Source organism: Novosphingobium resinovorum, assembly GCF_036352595.1.
Lineage (GTDB): Bacteria > Pseudomonadota > Alphaproteobacteria > Sphingomonadales > Sphingomonadaceae > Novosphingobium > Novosphingobium resinovorum_B.
This window is the reverse complement of record NZ_JAZFAX010000045.1, coordinates 1-14,122: the sequence shown is the minus strand read 5'-3', so window position 1 is coordinate 14,122 and position 14,122 is coordinate 1. Positions and strand designations below refer to the sequence as shown.

Here is a 14,122-nt window from a genome sequence, read left to right as displayed (position 1 = left end):
TAGCCCAGGGGCGACGAAAAAGCCCCGCACCGGACCGGGACGGTATCCCCGGCAGTAAGCCCCGCATGGCAATAGGGCCGCGCGGGTCAAGGAAATCGAAAATGTTCGACGTAAAGACCGTAAGCATGGAGTGGGGCGGCAAGACCCTCACCCTCGAAACCGGCCGCATCGCCCGTCAGGCCGACGGCGCCGTCCTCGCAACCTACGGCGAGACCGTGGTGCTCTGCGCCGTGACCGCCGCCAAGTCGGTGAAGGAAGGCCAGGACTTCTTCCCGCTGACCGTCCACTACCAGGAAAAGTATTCGGCCGCGGGCCGCATCCCCGGTGGCTTCTTCAAGCGTGAGCGCGGCGCGACCGAAAAGGAAACGCTGACCAGCCGCCTGATCGACCGTCCGGTCCGCCCGCTGTTCCCCGAGGGCTTCTACAACGAAATCAACGTCATCGCCCAGGTGCTGAGCTATGACGGCGAAACCGAGGCCGACATCGTCGCGATGATCGCCGCTTCGGCCGCGCTGACCATCTCGGGCGTGCCCTTCATGGGCCCGATCGGCGCCGCGCGCGTCGGCTTCGTCGACGGCGAATACACGCTGAACCCGAAGCAGACCGCTGCTCTCACCGACGGCCGCCTCGACCTCGTCGTCGCCGCCACCGGCGATGCCGTGATGATGGTGGAATCGGAAGCCAAGGAGCTGACCGAGGAAGAGATGCTGGGTGCCGTCGTGTTTGCGCATGACGAGATCAAGAAGGTCGTCAACCTCATCATCGACCTGGCGGAAAAGGCCGCCAAGGAGCCTTGGGACATCGACCTGTCGGACAACACCGCCGACATCAAGGCGAAGCTCAAGAAGGCCGTCGGCAAGGACGTCACCGCCGCCTACAAGCTGACCGACAAGTCGGCCCGCTCCAATGCCCTCAACGCCGCGCGCGCCAAGGCCAAGGAAGCGTTCTCGGGTGAAACCCCGCAGCTCCAGATGGTCGCCATCAAGACCATGAAGAAGCTGGAAGCGGACATCGTTCGCGGCGCCATCCTCAAGGACGGCAAGCGCATCGACGGCCGCACGCTGGAGCAGGTTCGTCCGATCGAGGCGATCGTCGGCTTCCTGCCGCGCACCCACGGTTCGGCGCTGTTCACCCGCGGTGAAACGCAGTCGATCTGCACCACCACGCTGGGCACCAAGGACGCCGAGCAGATGATCGACGGCCTCGAGGGCCTGTCGTACTCGTCGTTCATGCTGCACTACAACTTCCCGCCCTACTCGGTCGGTGAAGTGGGCCGCTTCGGCGCCCCGGGCCGCCGCGAAGTCGGCCACGGCAAGCTGGCATGGCGCGCGCTGCACCCGGTGCTGCCCGCCAAGGAAGACTTCCCCTACACGATCCGCGTTCTCTCGGACATCACCGAGTCGAACGGTTCGTCCTCGATGGCCACCGTCTGCGGCGGTTCGCTGTCGATGATGGACGCCGGCGTGCCGCTGGTCCGCCCGGTTTCGGGCATCGCCATGGGCCTGATCCTGGAAGGCAAGGACTTCGCGGTCCTGTCCGACATCCTGGGTGACGAAGATCACCTCGGCGACATGGACTTCAAGGTCGCGGGCACCGAAGTCGGCATCACCACGATGCAGATGGACATCAAGATCGCGGGCATCGCGCGCGAGATCATGGCCAAGGCTCTGGAGCAGGCCAAGGCCGGCCGCGCCCACATCCTGGGCGAGATGACCAAGGCTCTCGGCTCGTCGCGCACCGAACTGTCGGCGCACGCCCCGCGCATCGAGACGATCCAGATCGACAAGTCGAAGATCCGTGACGTCATCGGCACCGGCGGCAAGGTCATCCGCGAGATCGTGGCGGAAACCGGCGCCAAGGTGGACATCGACGACGAAGGCGTGATCAAGATCTCGTCCTCGGACATCGCGCAGATCGAGGCCGCCAAGAAGTGGATCCTCGGCATCGTCGAGGAAGCCGAAGTCGGCAAGATCTATCAGGGCAAGGTCGTCAACATCGTCGACTTCGGCGCCTTCGTGAACTTCATGGGCGGCAAGGACGGTCTCGTCCACGTCTCCGAAATGAAGAACGAGCGCGTGGAAAAGCCCACCGACGTCGTCAAGGAAGGCCAGGAAGTCTTCGTCAAGGTCCTCGAGATCGACCAGCGCGGCAAGGTTCGCCTGTCGATGCGCGTCGTCGACCAGGAAACCGGCGAAGCGCTGGAGGACACCCGTCCGCCCCGCGAACCGCGTGAAGGCGGCGACCGTGGCCCGCGCGGCGGCGGCGATCGCGGCGGTGACCGTCGTGGCCCGCGCCGTGACGGCGGCGGCCGTGGTGGCGATCGCGGTCCCCGTGGTCCGCGCCGTGACGGTGGCGGCGAGGGTGGCAACCCGAACCACATGCCGGCTTTCCTCAAGGAGGACTGATCGGCAGGCCGATCAGCGGCCTCAAGGAAGACTGATCGGCACGATCCGTTTAGGATACAGGAAGAGGGTCGCGCGAAAGCGCGGCCCTTTTTCGTTTGGGCATCTGGCGGATTGACCTGTCCATATACGGATCATATACGTTTCGTATATTCGCAGCCGAGAGTTTCCATGGGCATCGTCAAAATCGCCGAAGACCTGCATGAGGATGTGCGCCGTGCCAGCACCGTGATGTGCCGATCGATCAATGCCCAGGCGGAGTTCTGGATGAAGATCGGCATGCTTGCCGAGGCCAACCCGACGCTTTCGTTCACCGAGATCGTACGGATGCAGATGCAGGCGGCCGAGCCGGATGCGGCAAGAGCGGCCTGACATGGTCAAGTCTCCTGACGAACTGGCGCTCATGCGTATTTCCGGCAGGCTGCTGGCCTCGGTCTTCGAGATGCTCGACGGCCAGGATCTGACGGGCCTGTCGACGATGGCGGTCAACGACATGGTCGATCGTTTCATCACCCATGACTTGTCGGCCCGCCCCGCCAGCAAGGGGCAGTACGGCTTCAAGTACGTGCTCAACTGCTCGATCAACCATGTCGTGTGCCACGGCGTGCCGAGCGAGGAGGAGGTGATCCGCGCGGGCGACATCATCAACCTCGACATCACGCTGGAGAAGAACGGTTTCATCGCCGATTCCAGCAAGACCTACATCGTCGGCGAGGTTCCGCCGGCGACCCGGCGGCTGGTCAAGGTAGCGCAGGAGGCGATGTGGCAGGGCATCCGCCAGGTCCGTCCCGGCGCGCGCATGGGCGACATCGGCTTCGCGATCGAGCAGCACGCCAAGCGCAACGGCTACTCGGTGGTGCGCGAATACTGCGGCCACGGCATCGGGCGCGAGATGCATGAGGAGCCGCAAGTGCTGAACTTCGGGCGGCGCGGCACCGGTGTGCTGCTGCGCGAGGGCATGACCTTCACCATCGAGCCGATGATAAACCAGGGCACCCGCAAGGTCTTCACCCAGGACGACGGCTGGACCGTGGTGACGGGCGATCGCAAGCTCTCCGCGCAGTTCGAGCATACCGTGGCGGTGACCGCCGATGGCGTCGAGGTGCTGACGCTGCGCCGGGACGAAAAGGCGAAAGCGGCGGCCTGATTCCGGCGATGACGGATGAGGAGGGAGGGCGTCAGCCCCCCGCCGGTGCCTTGGTGCGCCGGGCGGTGACGATCCTGACGTCCTGCTCGAGGATCTGGCCCTTCATCACGCCTTCGCCCTTGGTGGCGGAGCGGGGGAGGTTCCAGATCGCCCTGACCACGTCCATGCCGGCGGCGACATGGCCGAAGGCGGCGAAGCCGGCGCCCGGATCCTTGCCCTGGTTGCCTTCGTCGGCATCGAGGGCGTGCATGTCGGAGACGAGGATCAGGAAATCGGCCTGCGCGGTGCCGGTGGCGAAGCGGGCCATCGAGACAGTGCCCGCGACGTGGGTGATGCCGGTCTTGCTGGTCGGCTCGTGCGCGACGGGGGGCAGGAGATTTGCGGCATTGCGCACCCCGCCCTGCAGCAGGCCCTGCTTTTCGGGATCGTGATCGAGATGCATGGCGCGGTAGAACACCGCGCCGTCCATCTTCTTGGCATCGACGTACTTCAGGAAATTCGCCGTCGTCAGCGGCGCATGGGTCTTGTCGAGGGCGAGGGTGATGACACCCTGCGGCACCGTCAGCGCGACATAGACGTATTCGGCCGGGACAGGTGCCGGAGCGGCTTCGGGCGCCGCTGCCGGAGCGACCGGCGCGGCGTCCTGTGCCATGGCGGGCGAAACCGCCAGCGGCGCTGCCAGAAGTGCGAGCGCCGCGCGGACGGTCATTCCCGGCCGCACGGTGTCAGCGGACCCGCGGACCGCCGAAGGGCAGCGGCGGGGGCGCACGGCGCGCGCCGCGCGGCAGCTGTGCCTGGTAGGCGCGGCCGCAATGCTCGACGCAGTAGGGGAAGCCGGGGTTCACCTTGTCGCCGCAGAAGTGGAAGTCCGGCTCGCCCGGGTGACCCATCGGCCAGCGGCAGATGCGGTCGTTGAGGTCGAGCAGGCTGGTCTTGCCGGCGATCTCGGCGCTCGGCTTGGCGGGCACCAGGCGGCGCGGGGGCGCGGGCGGGATCGGCTGCTGCTGGTCGCCGGGGCCCTGGCGCAGGAAGCCGCCGGGACCGACCGAGACGATGCGCGGCTGCGGCGCCGCCGGAGCGGCATCGACCGCCGCCGGTGCGGGCGAAGGCTCGGCCCGCTGCACGGGGGCCTGCGGCGGGGTAGGCGCGGCGCGCACTGCCGGAGCCTCGACGCGCGGGGCCGGCGCGGGCTCGGGCGCGGCGGCGACTTCGGGCTTGGGCTTCTTGGGGGCCGGCGCGGGGCGGGCGGGCTTCTCGTTCGCCTTGACCGGGGAAGGGCGCGCCTTCAGGCCAAGGCGATGGGCCTTGCCGATCACCGCGTTGCGGCTGACGCCGCCGAGTTCGTCCGCGATCTGGCTGGCGGTTGAACCGCCCTCCCACATCTTGGTCAGCTTCTCGATCCGCTCGTCAGTCCAGCTCATTCCAGTTCCATCACTTCAGGGGGGACGAGAGAATCGTCCCCGATTTCCAGGCGCCGCTTGCCTCGGAAGGCATCAGCCGATAGTCGCCGGTCCATGCCCGATCAACCCCATTCGACTGAGCTGCCGGACGCCTCCGGGATCCTGGCCCCCGACGACAGCACGGCACGCCGATTTCCGGCAAAGGGAGAGCCCCTGATACACCAGGTCAACTGGGTGGGGCTCAAGACGCTCTATATGAAGGAGGTCAGGCGCTTCTTCAAGGTCCAGACCCAGACGATCTGGGCACCTGCGATCACCACCATGCTGTTCCTGGTGATATTCACCGTCGCGCTGGGGCGCGGCGACCGGCAGGTGCTGGGCGTCAACTTCGCGACTTTCGTGGCGCCGGGCCTGATCGTCATGGGCATGATGCAGAACGCCTTCGCCAATTCCAGCTTCTCGTTCCTGGCGGGCAAGGTGCAAGGCACCATCGTCGATTACCTGATGCCGCCGCTGACCGAGGCCGAACTGATGCTGGCGATGATCGGTGCCGCCGTGACCCGCGCCGTCCTCGTGGGCCTGGCGCTGACGCTGGCGATGCTGCTGTGGCCGGGTGTCGACCTGTCGATGGCGCACCCCTGGGCGGTCGTGTGGTTCGGCCTTGCCGGATCGACCTTCCTGGCGCTGCTCGGCCTTCTCTCCTCGGTCTGGGCGGAGAAGTTCGATCACAACGCGGCCGTGACCAACTTCGTCATCGCGCCGCTCTCTCTGCTGTCGGGCACGTTCTATGTGATCGACAACCTGGCCCCGGCGTTCCAGGCGATCAGCCGCGTTAACCCGTTCTTCTACGTAATCTCCGGGTTCCGCTTCGGCTTCCTCGGCCAGAGCGACATCGGCGACACCAACATGGCCGTGCTGCATAGCGCGCTGGGCATGGGGTTTGTCGATGCCGTGCTGGCGCTGGTGGTCTTCCTGGTGCTGCGGTCCGGCTGGAAGCTCAAGGGCTGATTTGCGCCGGACCGGCTGCGAAATACTTATGGCAAACGGGCTTCGTTAAGGAAGTCTTATCCGCTGCAGTGGCACTCCTGCCGGGTGGCGTCCAGATTGGCCTTGAGCGAAAGCCGGAAACAGACCGTCGTGCGCTTCACCGCGCCGATCGTGGTCGCGGCCTTGTGCATCCTCGTCCTGATCCTCGGCCTGCTGGAATGGTCCGGCAGGGAGGTCGATCGCATGGCGCGCAACCGCGACCAGGCGATCGTCTCGCTGGTGCTCTCGCAGAGCATCGAGCGTGTCGCCCATGCCCAGGAATCCTCGACCGTATGGGATGAAGCCGTGCGCGAGGCACGCAAGCAGCCGCTCGACGAACGCTGGCTCGATCTCAATCTCGGGGTATGGTTCGAGGACTACGCGGGCTTCGACGAGGTCTATCTCCTCGATGCCGCGAATGCCCCGATCTATGCAATGCGAGGAGGCAGGCGCGCCCGGCCCGAGAGCTTCATCGCCCTGGAGGATGCCGCGGGGCCGCTGCTGGGCCGGCTGCGCCGAACCCCGACGATCAGGAAGCGCACGGAGTCTGACGTCGCCATGCTGTCGCCCGGGCAGGCCGACATTGCCATCGTGCGCGGGCGTCCGGCGATCGTCAGCATCAAGCCGATCGTCACGGACAGCGGGACGCTGCGGCAGGTTCCCGGCACCGAGGCGCTGCATGTGGCGGTCGTCTATCTCGACGACGATTTCTTTGCCGGCATCGGCGAGCAGTACGGCTTGGCCGATGCGCACTACGCGGTCGGCCCCGCGACCGACACCGGCCTGCGCTGCGTGGAGCTGCACGACCGCGCGAAGCATGTCGTGGGCTATCTGGTCTGGCGTCCTTTCGCGCCCGGCCGGCAACTCATCGCGGCGCTGGGGCCGGTGCTGGCGATCGTGCTGCTGCTCGTCACCGGGGGCGTGTTCCTCCTCGCCAGCGGTCTTGCCCGGCGTACCCATGACCTCGAGGAAAGCCGTGCCCATGCCCAGCACCGGGCGATGCACGACGAACTCACCGGCCTCGGCAACCGGCCGATGTTCGAGAGCCGGCTGGACGAGGCGCTCTCGCGCTCGCGCCGGCACAAGTCGCTGCTGGCGCTGCTCTACATCGATCTCGACCGTTTCAAGCAGGTCAACGACACGCTTGGCCACCCCGCAGGCGACGCGCTGATCCGGCAGGTCGCGCGGCGGCTCGTGGCCGAGGTGCGCGGCTACGATATCGTCACCCGTCTGGGCGGAGACGAATTCGCCATCCTGATCGGCGAGCCCGAGGATCGCGGCGCGGTGGAAAGCATCTGCGCGCGCATCGTCGCCGAACTGGAGCGGCCTTTCGACCTGGCCGGCTCGCAGGCGTTCATCGGCGCCAGCATCGGCGTGGTCTTGGCGCCTGCCGACGGGCTCGACCGCACCGAACTGACGCGCAAGGCCGACATCGCGCTCTACAAGGCCAAGACCGACGGACGCAGCCGCTACGTCTTCTTCACCCCGGAAATGGACACCGACGTCCGCTCCCGCGAGGAGACCTACCGGGAGCTGCGTGTGGCGCTGGCCGATTGCGATCGCCAGCTGGAAGTTCATTACCAGCCGATCTGGGATGTCCCGACCCGCTCCATGATCGGTGTCGAGGCGCTGCTGCGCTGGCAACATCCGGAGCAGGGGCTGGTGGCGCCGGGCGACTTCATCCGCTCGGCCGAGGAAACCGGGCTGATCGCTGTGCTCGGCGAATGGGTGCTGCGCCGCGCGGTGGCCGATGCCCGCGCCTGGCCGAGCCTGCGTATCGCCGTGAACGTCTCGCCGATTCAGCTGCGCAGCCGCAAGTTCGTCGATACGGTGCGCCAGATCCTGGCCGAAGGCGTCGTCAGTGCGGACCGGCTCGAACTGGAACTGACCGAGACGGCACTGATGGGCGCCTCGGGCGAGGTGGCGCGTTCGCTTGCGGAACTGCGGCGGCTGGGAGTGGCCTGCGCGCTGGACGACTTTGGCACGGGCTATTCCTCGCTCAGCCACATCCGCGATTTCGCGGTTGACCGGATCAAGATCGACCGCTCGTTCGTCAACGCCGTCGATACCGTGCCGGGCGCCGCGCTGGTGGAGGCGATCGTCGGCCTAGCCCGCGCCAACGGCCTGCGCCTGACGGCCGAGGGCGTCGAGACCGAAAGCCAGTTCGCCTTCCTGCAGCGCGTGGGCTGTCCCGAAGTGCAGGGCTACCTGCTATCGCGACCGGTGCCGGCGGAGATGGTCGGCAGGCTGCTGGCGGCCTCGCGCGCGGCACAGGCGCATCGCCCGGCCGCGCCGTTCTAGGCGTTCAGTGTGCCAGGCCGCGGCGTAACTGGTAGCGCCCGTTGTCGTAGTCCTCGAACATCTGCGACAGGGAGGGATGGTCCACCGGCCCGCCATCGCCGTCTCCAGTCAGGTTCTGCTGGCTGACGTAGGCGAGATAGCTCGATTCCTCGTTCTCGGCGAGGAGGTGGTAGAAGGGCTGGTCGCGCCGGGGCCGAACGTCTTCGGGGATCGACTGATACCATTCCTCGCTGTTGGCGAAGACGGGATCGATGTCGAAGACGACGCCGCGAAAGTCATGATGACGGTGCCGCACGACATCGCCGATCGCGAACCGCGCTCGTGTCCGAAGCGGTGCGTCGATGACTCGCCCGGCCTGGGGGGAGAAGAAGGACGCTTTGTTCATGAGCAAGATATAGATTTCATCCACAGGTCAAACAAGCGGTGTGCGGCGGCTGTTCCCAGAAAATGCAAAACGGGGCTTGGCAAGTCCGATCAGGTGGGCTAACGGCGCGCTTCCCGACCCGGTGGAGCTTGTTTCCACCGCACACGTCTCGAGCGGAGAGGTGGCAGAGTGGTCGAATGCGCTGCACTCGAAATGCAGTGTACGGGAAACCGTACCGTGGGTTCGAATCCCACCCTCTCCGCCACTTACCTGACCAGCACTGTTCGTGATTGCCCGAAAAAGGGCAGATTTCCTTGGGTTTTCGCTTGATGATGCCCTTGGTTGTTTGCCGTTGCCCTGCAGCAACCCTAAGGACCGTTGAGGGTCAGCTTGAGGGTTACTCGCATGGGACGCACCGAGGCTGTCGCGACCTTAGCGCTCGGTGTTGCTGAGGTAATCGGACCACATCGTCATGAGCTTCCGGCGCTTTTCGAGGGCGTCTCCCCGCCGATATGCCTGCTCCACCTTGTTGCCAACTTCGTGGGCGAGAGCCATTTCAGCTATGTCGCCTGGCTCATCCGTACTCTCGCCGCACCAATCGCGAAACGATGAGCGGAAACCGTGGACGGTTGCATCAGCAATGTCCATCCGGCGCAGCAGCATCGACATGGCCATGTTCGACAGAGGCTTTCCTTTTGATTGACCAGGGAACAAGAACGTCTTGTTCTCGGTCAGGACATTGAGAAGGGCCATAACTTGTGGGGTCAGAGGAACTCGGTGCTCCTTCCCAGCTTTCATGCGTTCAGCGGGGATCGTCCACAGGCGATTATCGAGGTCAAATTCGCACCACTTGGCATGCAGCACCTCAGAGGTTCGCGCTGCCGTATGGATTAGCAATTCCAATGCTCGCGCAGCGAGGCCCTCCTGGCGCTTGAGGTCCGAGAAAAACTGAGGAACGTCGGCGTATGGCATCGCGGCATGGTGGCGCTTCGATTGCTTTCGTTGCTGGCCGAGCAGAAAATCCAGATTGTCGCGCAACGAAGCTGGGTTCGGGCCAGATCGAAGCCCTAGAGCTTTCGCTGCCCCTAGAACCCTCTCTATTCGCCCTCGAACTCGCTTCGCTGTCTCTGGCTTCTTATGCCAGATTGGCCTCAATATGTTACGCACCTCACTGACGCCGATTTGATCAACCGGCATATTCCAGATCGGCTTTCCGTACGTCTGCAGCGTATTTCGCCATTGCTGTCGGTGTTTATCGTTCTTCCATCCAGCCTCATGGTCGGCAATGTAATCGAGTGCGATCTCTCCGAAGGTGGTAGGCCGCAGTTCAGGGCGATGTCCGGCGCCTTTGATAGGGTCGATGCCGTCGTCTCGGAGCCTTTCTGCTTCCACTCGTTTCGCGCGAGCTTCCTTGAGCGAGACCGCTGGATAACTCCCGAAGCCTGCTTCGCGGCGACGGCCCTCTAGCGTGAAGATCCAAGTCCAACTCTTTGAGCCGGTGGGACTGATCCTGAGTTTCAACCCTTCCCCATCAGGGTACTTGCCTGGCTCCCTCAAGGAACGGACTTTCGCGTCCGTCAATAAATGTGTTCGACGAGCCAAGTTCAGCCTCCGATAGCGAGGCTGTGGTGTGGGAGGTTGCGATTGGTGTGCGCGGCGCGCGGCTGTGGGATAATAATCGTAAGGGGCATCGTTGTCCTGCCAGCGAGTCAGTGTTCTGGGCGGAGGCTGCCAACGGTCGGCGGAGGGTGGGAAGCAGCAAGGTCTTGCGTGGCCCACCTCGCCCGAGCAGCGAGATCAACGATTTGGAGAGCAGAGAGCGAGAATTAGATCAGGAGTGCGGGTGTCAGGCTGCGAGAAGTTGTGCGTCCATGAAGCGGGCAATTTCCATGTGCGGGATGCGCCGGACGCTGCCAATGACGATGAACCGGAGTTCTCCAGAGTTCATGAGGTCGTACATCTTGGTGCGACCGATACTTAGCATCGAGCGGGCTTCATTGATCGTATAGTTCTTGACGTTTTCCAAAATTGCCTCCGAATGTTCTGGGGAGACCCCTCGTGTATGCACGAATACGATGGAGGGCAAACGCCTTGACTGCGTGTTTCCTGGAAACACGGCAAAATAGTTCGGCGTCAGCCTGGGTGAGCGTGGCGGGCGATCATCGGCCACAGTTCGGCGCGCATCGCGTCGCTGAAGATGTTCGGTGCCATTGGCGTCCATGACGGTTCATGCTCGACGAACTCACCCCACGTCAGTTGGTCGATACAGATCGACGTGCCGAACAGCATGTCTCCCGGCTCATCGCTGTCCAACGGGATGGCGTAGTTGATGCGAAAGTGCATGGGGGAGCGATGGCCGAACAGTTCGAGCGTGGCATCGAGGGTGAAGCTGCCGATTTTCGTAGGACCCTCATAGCGGGAGGTCAGTTCAGCGAAATCGGGAGCGGGGCCAGGCTCGTCGAGGTCCAGCCCAACCGTCTTGAGCACTTCGAGGGTTTTGACCTCATCAACATTGCCACGGTTCAGGCGGTTGACGAGTTCGGTCATCAGGTAGAAGGGGATCTTCATCGTTGGTCCTTCAATCGAGGAGGGGGCGAGAGTCCGCACGGCGACGCAAAGGCGTCGCCGGTCACGGTGTCGTATGCTGTTGCGGGGGAGGTCAGGCCGTCGTGTGACGGCGCAGATCGTCGAGGATCTGAAGCTTCCAGCCGGAAGCCTGGTCCATGCCGTGGAGCTGCTGCTCCCAGAGCACTTCGAGCTTGCGGATCACGCCGCTCACGTCCGGGGCCTGGAGTCCGAGGAGGTCCTCTTCGCAGACTGCCAGCTGGTCTTCCAGAACGCGCCGGTTAGCGGTCTCGGAACCGAGCTGTTGATGAAGTGCGTCGATGTCGGCGGTGGTGCTGGCCCAAACGGTGGGCGCGCTGCTAGTTGGCGTGTCAGCCATTGAGTCGTCTCCAAGTGACGGTTGATGGTCAGACCCGGCTGGAGGTTGCCGCCTCCGGTCGGGTCGTTGATGTACGTAGGAGTCCGCGACTCACCGCGCAAGCATGAAAAAAATTCAGCGCGAAATAATTACGGGTGTTTCCATATCTGTTGGTAATACTGCCGGAAGTTGAACAGGGCAGCACTCAACGCGCCCTGTCTGACTGTCTACCTTCATTTTTACTTTATGGTAAAAAATGAAATGGTGTGGAGTGATTGCTCTGGAGCCAACATCAATGGCGGAAGCTCAAAATCATCCTAGACAGTCAGACACGCATTGGGGCGCTTAGAGGGCGAGCAGGGTCGAAGACTTCAAGGCGTCGAGCTTTGACTCAATGTTCTCTTCCGTCAGTTCGGACAGAAACGCGACATCGAAGTCGTGCTCATCCAGCCCGGAAAGGCCGCACGAGAACAGTCCTTCACGCCGTTCGTATTCCTTAACTCGCTCTGCGATCGTCCACTTCTGCCAGATCGCATGGTTGCGAATGATCCAGAGCGACTTGCGGCCAAAGCGCGTGCGCTGCTGTCCGATCGCAACAGCCCCCAGTTCACGCAAGGCAGTTGCAATCACCCGGTCCGCAACGCGATTACCGCGCAGTTCCTCGGCCACCTCCTCGACGGTTATCACGTCACGGGACAGCCGCCCCTTCCGCTCCTGTATCAGAAACGCAATGTCCTGAACCAGCGGGGTTCCGCTGCGTTGGATCAGGCGCAACTTGGCTTCCGTCATGGGTGGCGGAGCGTGAGGGTTGAAATCCGAAAGATCGACCTCGTCGAGGAAGTGCCGGATCACGCCCAGGCTCTTACTCCACCAGTCAGCGAACTCAGCATAGTAGGCTGCAGACCGCGGAGTTGCTGGCGTGTCAATCACGAACAGGCGACGGTCATTGGCTTCGATCAGCATCGGCACATCGAGGTTAGTCGAGAAGAGCGACGTGGAATAGATGGGCCAGCGGCGCGCCTTGAGGTGCTTTTCGTTGACGGTTGCGAAATCGTCCGAGATGAACGCCTTGATGTCGTTGTAGGCGCTCATGCCATGCCCGATGTTAAGTTCCGGGCAAATCAGCGTCACATTCTGGGTCTTCCAGCCGTCGAAGTTGCCCGCCATCTCACGAGATGACGTGAAGCGCACATTCGAAGTGCCTACAAGCTTGCCCCAAATCTCGAACAGCATCGACTTGCCGATGCCTTGGTGGCGTGAGCGCAGGAGCAGCGCGTGCCGGATGCGGTTGCCAGGATTGCGGACCACGTGAGCCATGAACTGGATCAGATGCGACCGCTCCAATTCACCGGGGACGAGGAACTCGAGAAATTCGCTGAATGGTCCCGCATCGCCAAGGGTCGCAGTGACATCAGACGGACGGTACACATTGAAGTACGGCATACCATCGACGACCTGGACACCCGGCTCCTGGCCCGGAATGTAGGTGATGTCCTGGACCTTGCTGATGTATCCGTTGCCGGTCAGGAATTGCGAGAAAGTGCCCTTCGCATCGTGGACGCGCCCATACAGACCGTTGAAGCCCGCCGCTGGCAAATCAGAGCCGGAAGCGGGGTGATAAAACCGGTCCTGTGCGCCAAGGTAGATGTACTGCGAGGCGATCGGGAGCCAAGCAGTCGGTTCAATCGAGCCAGAGTTCCAGCCGCTCAGGATTGACGCAACAGCTTCCCCGTCCTCCAACCCAATCGTCAACGCTGCCTTATGGAGCGTTTCCGCGAATGGCGTCCAATCAGCTTCTGCTGCGGCGACGTGGCGCGCGAGATCCTTGGCCTGACCAAACAGCTTCGTATTACGCCCGCCCTCTTGGGCTGCGAGCACCGCGTCGCAGGCAGCGGCTAGCGCCTCAGCAAGGAACCGGTCGATGCCATGTTCGGCGGGGATGTCGATGACCACGCCACCGCGCGAACCTGCACCAGGGCGAGTTCCCGTTGCCGGGCTGGCAATCAATCCAGCTGCGTACAAGTCAGCGCGCAGGCGCACCTCGAAATCGGACGGCAGTTCGGGGATGTCGTCGAGCACCTCCCAGAGGTTGGCCGTTGCAGTGTAAGGGCGGGCCGTGTCGGGATGGATCGAGGGCGGCAGGACGACCTGATTGCCCTCGGACAGGTGCTCGACCAGCATGGTGCCATCGACGCCCTTGATCTTGAAGTTGCGCTGGCCGTTCCAACGGTAGGCCAGAGCCATGCCCTTCTTGCCTCGCCGTTCCCACGGGGTCGCAGGTAGCAGGGACTTGATCGTGGCGATCACCTGCTCATCGTCCGTGTCGATGTCGATCATGCCCAGGCGCGACTGTGCGCCGAGGGGGAGGCCGATGTTGTTGGTGGGATAGCTGGAGAGCCAGTCCGTCTGCTCAGCGGGGGTAGGCATCCGAGAGGTAATTGCTCACGGGGTCAGCAATTGGGCTCTGATCAGGCGACCACGAACCTGCCGTCGACGAGTTCGCGGATAGCTACGAGGGCCGATTTGCCGCTGAGACGGGCGGTTCCGGTGACGGAGCGA

General features: G+C 63.7%; 13 protein-coding genes and 1 tRNA gene. 6 read left to right on the top strand and 8 right to left on the bottom strand.

Translation table 11 applies throughout. The annotated features are described in order from the left end of the window. Positions 1 to 101 precede the first annotated feature (101 nt). The 3 genes from pnp (at position 102) to map (ending at position 3,549) form a co-directional block, all read left to right on the top strand. On the top strand, positions 102 to 2,405 hold the full coding sequence (gene pnp / locus V2S85_RS24185) for a polyribonucleotide nucleotidyltransferase (RefSeq protein ID WP_330705354.1): 2,304 nt from the start codon (positions 102 to 104) through the stop codon (positions 2,403 to 2,405). 168 nt (positions 2,406 to 2,573) lie between these two features. Further along, positions 2,574 to 2,774, top strand: coding sequence for a ParD-like family protein (locus tag V2S85_RS24180; RefSeq protein ID WP_330705353.1), 201 nt, complete (start codon positions 2,574 to 2,576; stop codon positions 2,772 to 2,774). Position 2,775: 1 nt separating this feature from the next. Next, positions 2,776 to 3,549 (top strand): type I methionyl aminopeptidase, encoded by a 774-nt coding sequence (gene map, locus V2S85_RS24175; RefSeq protein ID WP_330705352.1) that lies wholly within the window; start codon positions 2,776 to 2,778, stop codon positions 3,547 to 3,549. A 31-nt stretch (positions 3,550 to 3,580) separates the two neighbouring features. On the opposite strand, the gene V2S85_RS24170 is transcribed toward map, so the two are convergent. After that, positions 3,581 to 4,258, bottom strand: coding sequence for a peptidylprolyl isomerase (locus V2S85_RS24170; RefSeq protein WP_330705351.1), 678 nt, complete (start codon positions 4,256 to 4,258; stop codon positions 3,581 to 3,583). Positions 4,259 to 4,274: 16 nt separating this feature from the next. Beyond that, positions 4,275 to 4,970: a GcrA family cell cycle regulator gene (locus tag V2S85_RS24165; protein ID WP_330705350.1), complete on the bottom strand. Its 696-nt coding sequence runs from the start codon at positions 4,968 to 4,970 to the stop codon at positions 4,275 to 4,277. 93 nt (positions 4,971 to 5,063) lie between these two features. Here V2S85_RS24165 and V2S85_RS24160 point away from each other — a divergent pair, with 93 nt between their 5' ends. Together V2S85_RS24160 and V2S85_RS24155 are read left to right on the top strand one after the other, a co-directional pair. Further along, on the top strand, positions 5,064 to 5,957 hold the full coding sequence (locus V2S85_RS24160; RefSeq protein WP_330705349.1) for an ABC transporter permease: 894 nt from the start codon (positions 5,064 to 5,066) through the stop codon (positions 5,955 to 5,957). Between the two features lie 102 nt (positions 5,958 to 6,059). Continuing rightward, entirely contained in the window at positions 6,060 to 8,276 is a 2,217-nt protein-coding gene (locus V2S85_RS24155) for a putative bifunctional diguanylate cyclase/phosphodiesterase (RefSeq protein ID WP_330705348.1), read from the top strand. 4 nt (positions 8,277 to 8,280) lie between these two features. Here V2S85_RS24155 and hspQ read toward each other — a convergent pair whose 3' ends face one another. Beyond that, a complete protein-coding gene (hspQ, locus tag V2S85_RS24150) occupies positions 8,281 to 8,661 on the bottom strand; it encodes a heat shock protein HspQ (RefSeq protein ID WP_330705347.1) in 381 nt (126 codons plus the stop codon). 154 nt (positions 8,662 to 8,815) lie between these two features. Here hspQ and V2S85_RS24145 point away from each other — a divergent pair. Beyond that, positions 8,816 to 8,905: transfer RNA gene (locus V2S85_RS24145), tRNA-Ser, on the top strand. Positions 8,906 to 9,072: 167 nt separating this feature from the next. Here V2S85_RS24145 and V2S85_RS24140 read toward each other — a convergent pair. The 5 genes from V2S85_RS24140 to V2S85_RS24120 all read right to left on the bottom strand — a co-directional run bounded on the left by V2S85_RS24140 (position 9,073) and on the right by V2S85_RS24120 (position 13,990). Further along, positions 9,073 to 10,221 (bottom strand): tyrosine-type recombinase/integrase, encoded by a 1,149-nt coding sequence (locus V2S85_RS24140; RefSeq protein WP_330705371.1) that lies wholly within the window; start codon positions 10,219 to 10,221, stop codon positions 9,073 to 9,075. Positions 10,222 to 10,486: 265 nt separating this feature from the next. Then, the gene (locus V2S85_RS24135) at positions 10,487 to 10,666 is read right to left on the bottom strand and encodes a helix-turn-helix domain-containing protein (RefSeq protein WP_330705346.1); all 180 of its coding nucleotides are present in this window, start codon (positions 10,664 to 10,666) and stop codon (positions 10,487 to 10,489) included. A 107-nt stretch (positions 10,667 to 10,773) separates the two neighbouring features. Continuing rightward, the gene (locus tag V2S85_RS24130) at positions 10,774 to 11,208 is read right to left on the bottom strand and encodes a hypothetical protein (protein ID WP_330705345.1); all 435 of its coding nucleotides are present in this window, start codon (positions 11,206 to 11,208) and stop codon (positions 10,774 to 10,776) included. 91 nt (positions 11,209 to 11,299) lie between these two features. Further along, a complete protein-coding gene (locus V2S85_RS24125) occupies positions 11,300 to 11,584 on the bottom strand; it encodes a hypothetical protein (protein WP_330705344.1) in 285 nt (94 codons plus the stop codon). Between the two features lie 324 nt (positions 11,585 to 11,908). Then, a complete protein-coding gene (locus V2S85_RS24120) occupies positions 11,909 to 13,990 on the bottom strand; it encodes a bifunctional DNA primase/polymerase (RefSeq protein ID WP_330705343.1) in 2,082 nt (693 codons plus the stop codon). Between the last annotated feature and the right edge of the window lie 132 nt (positions 13,991 to 14,122).

Coding starts and splice junctions, on each gene's coding strand:
- V2S85_RS24165 (WP_330705350.1), bottom strand. CDS start 4,970: ATGAGCTGGACTGACGAGCGGATCGAGAAGCTGACCAAGATGTGGGAG.
- hspQ (WP_330705347.1), bottom strand. CDS start 8,661: ATGAACAAAGCGTCCTTCTTCTCCCCCCAGGCCGGGCGAGTCATCGAC.
- V2S85_RS24170 (WP_330705351.1), bottom strand. CDS start 4,258: ATGACCGTCCGCGCGGCGCTCGCACTTCTGGCAGCGCCGCTGGCGGTT.
- V2S85_RS24180 (WP_330705353.1), top strand. CDS start 2,574: ATGGGCATCGTCAAAATCGCCGAAGACCTGCATGAGGATGTGCGCCGT.
- map (WP_330705352.1), top strand. CDS start 2,776: ATGGTCAAGTCTCCTGACGAACTGGCGCTCATGCGTATTTCCGGCAGG.
- V2S85_RS24160 (WP_330705349.1), top strand. CDS start 5,064: ATGCCCGATCAACCCCATTCGACTGAGCTGCCGGACGCCTCCGGGATC.
- V2S85_RS24130 (WP_330705345.1), bottom strand. CDS start 11,208: ATGAAGATCCCCTTCTACCTGATGACCGAACTCGTCAACCGCCTGAAC.
- V2S85_RS24125 (WP_330705344.1), bottom strand. CDS start 11,584: ATGGCTGACACGCCAACTAGCAGCGCGCCCACCGTTTGGGCCAGCACC.
- V2S85_RS24120 (WP_330705343.1), bottom strand. CDS start 13,990: ATGCCTACCCCCGCTGAGCAGACGGACTGGCTCTCCAGCTATCCCACC.
- pnp (WP_330705354.1), top strand. CDS start 102: ATGTTCGACGTAAAGACCGTAAGCATGGAGTGGGGCGGCAAGACCCTC.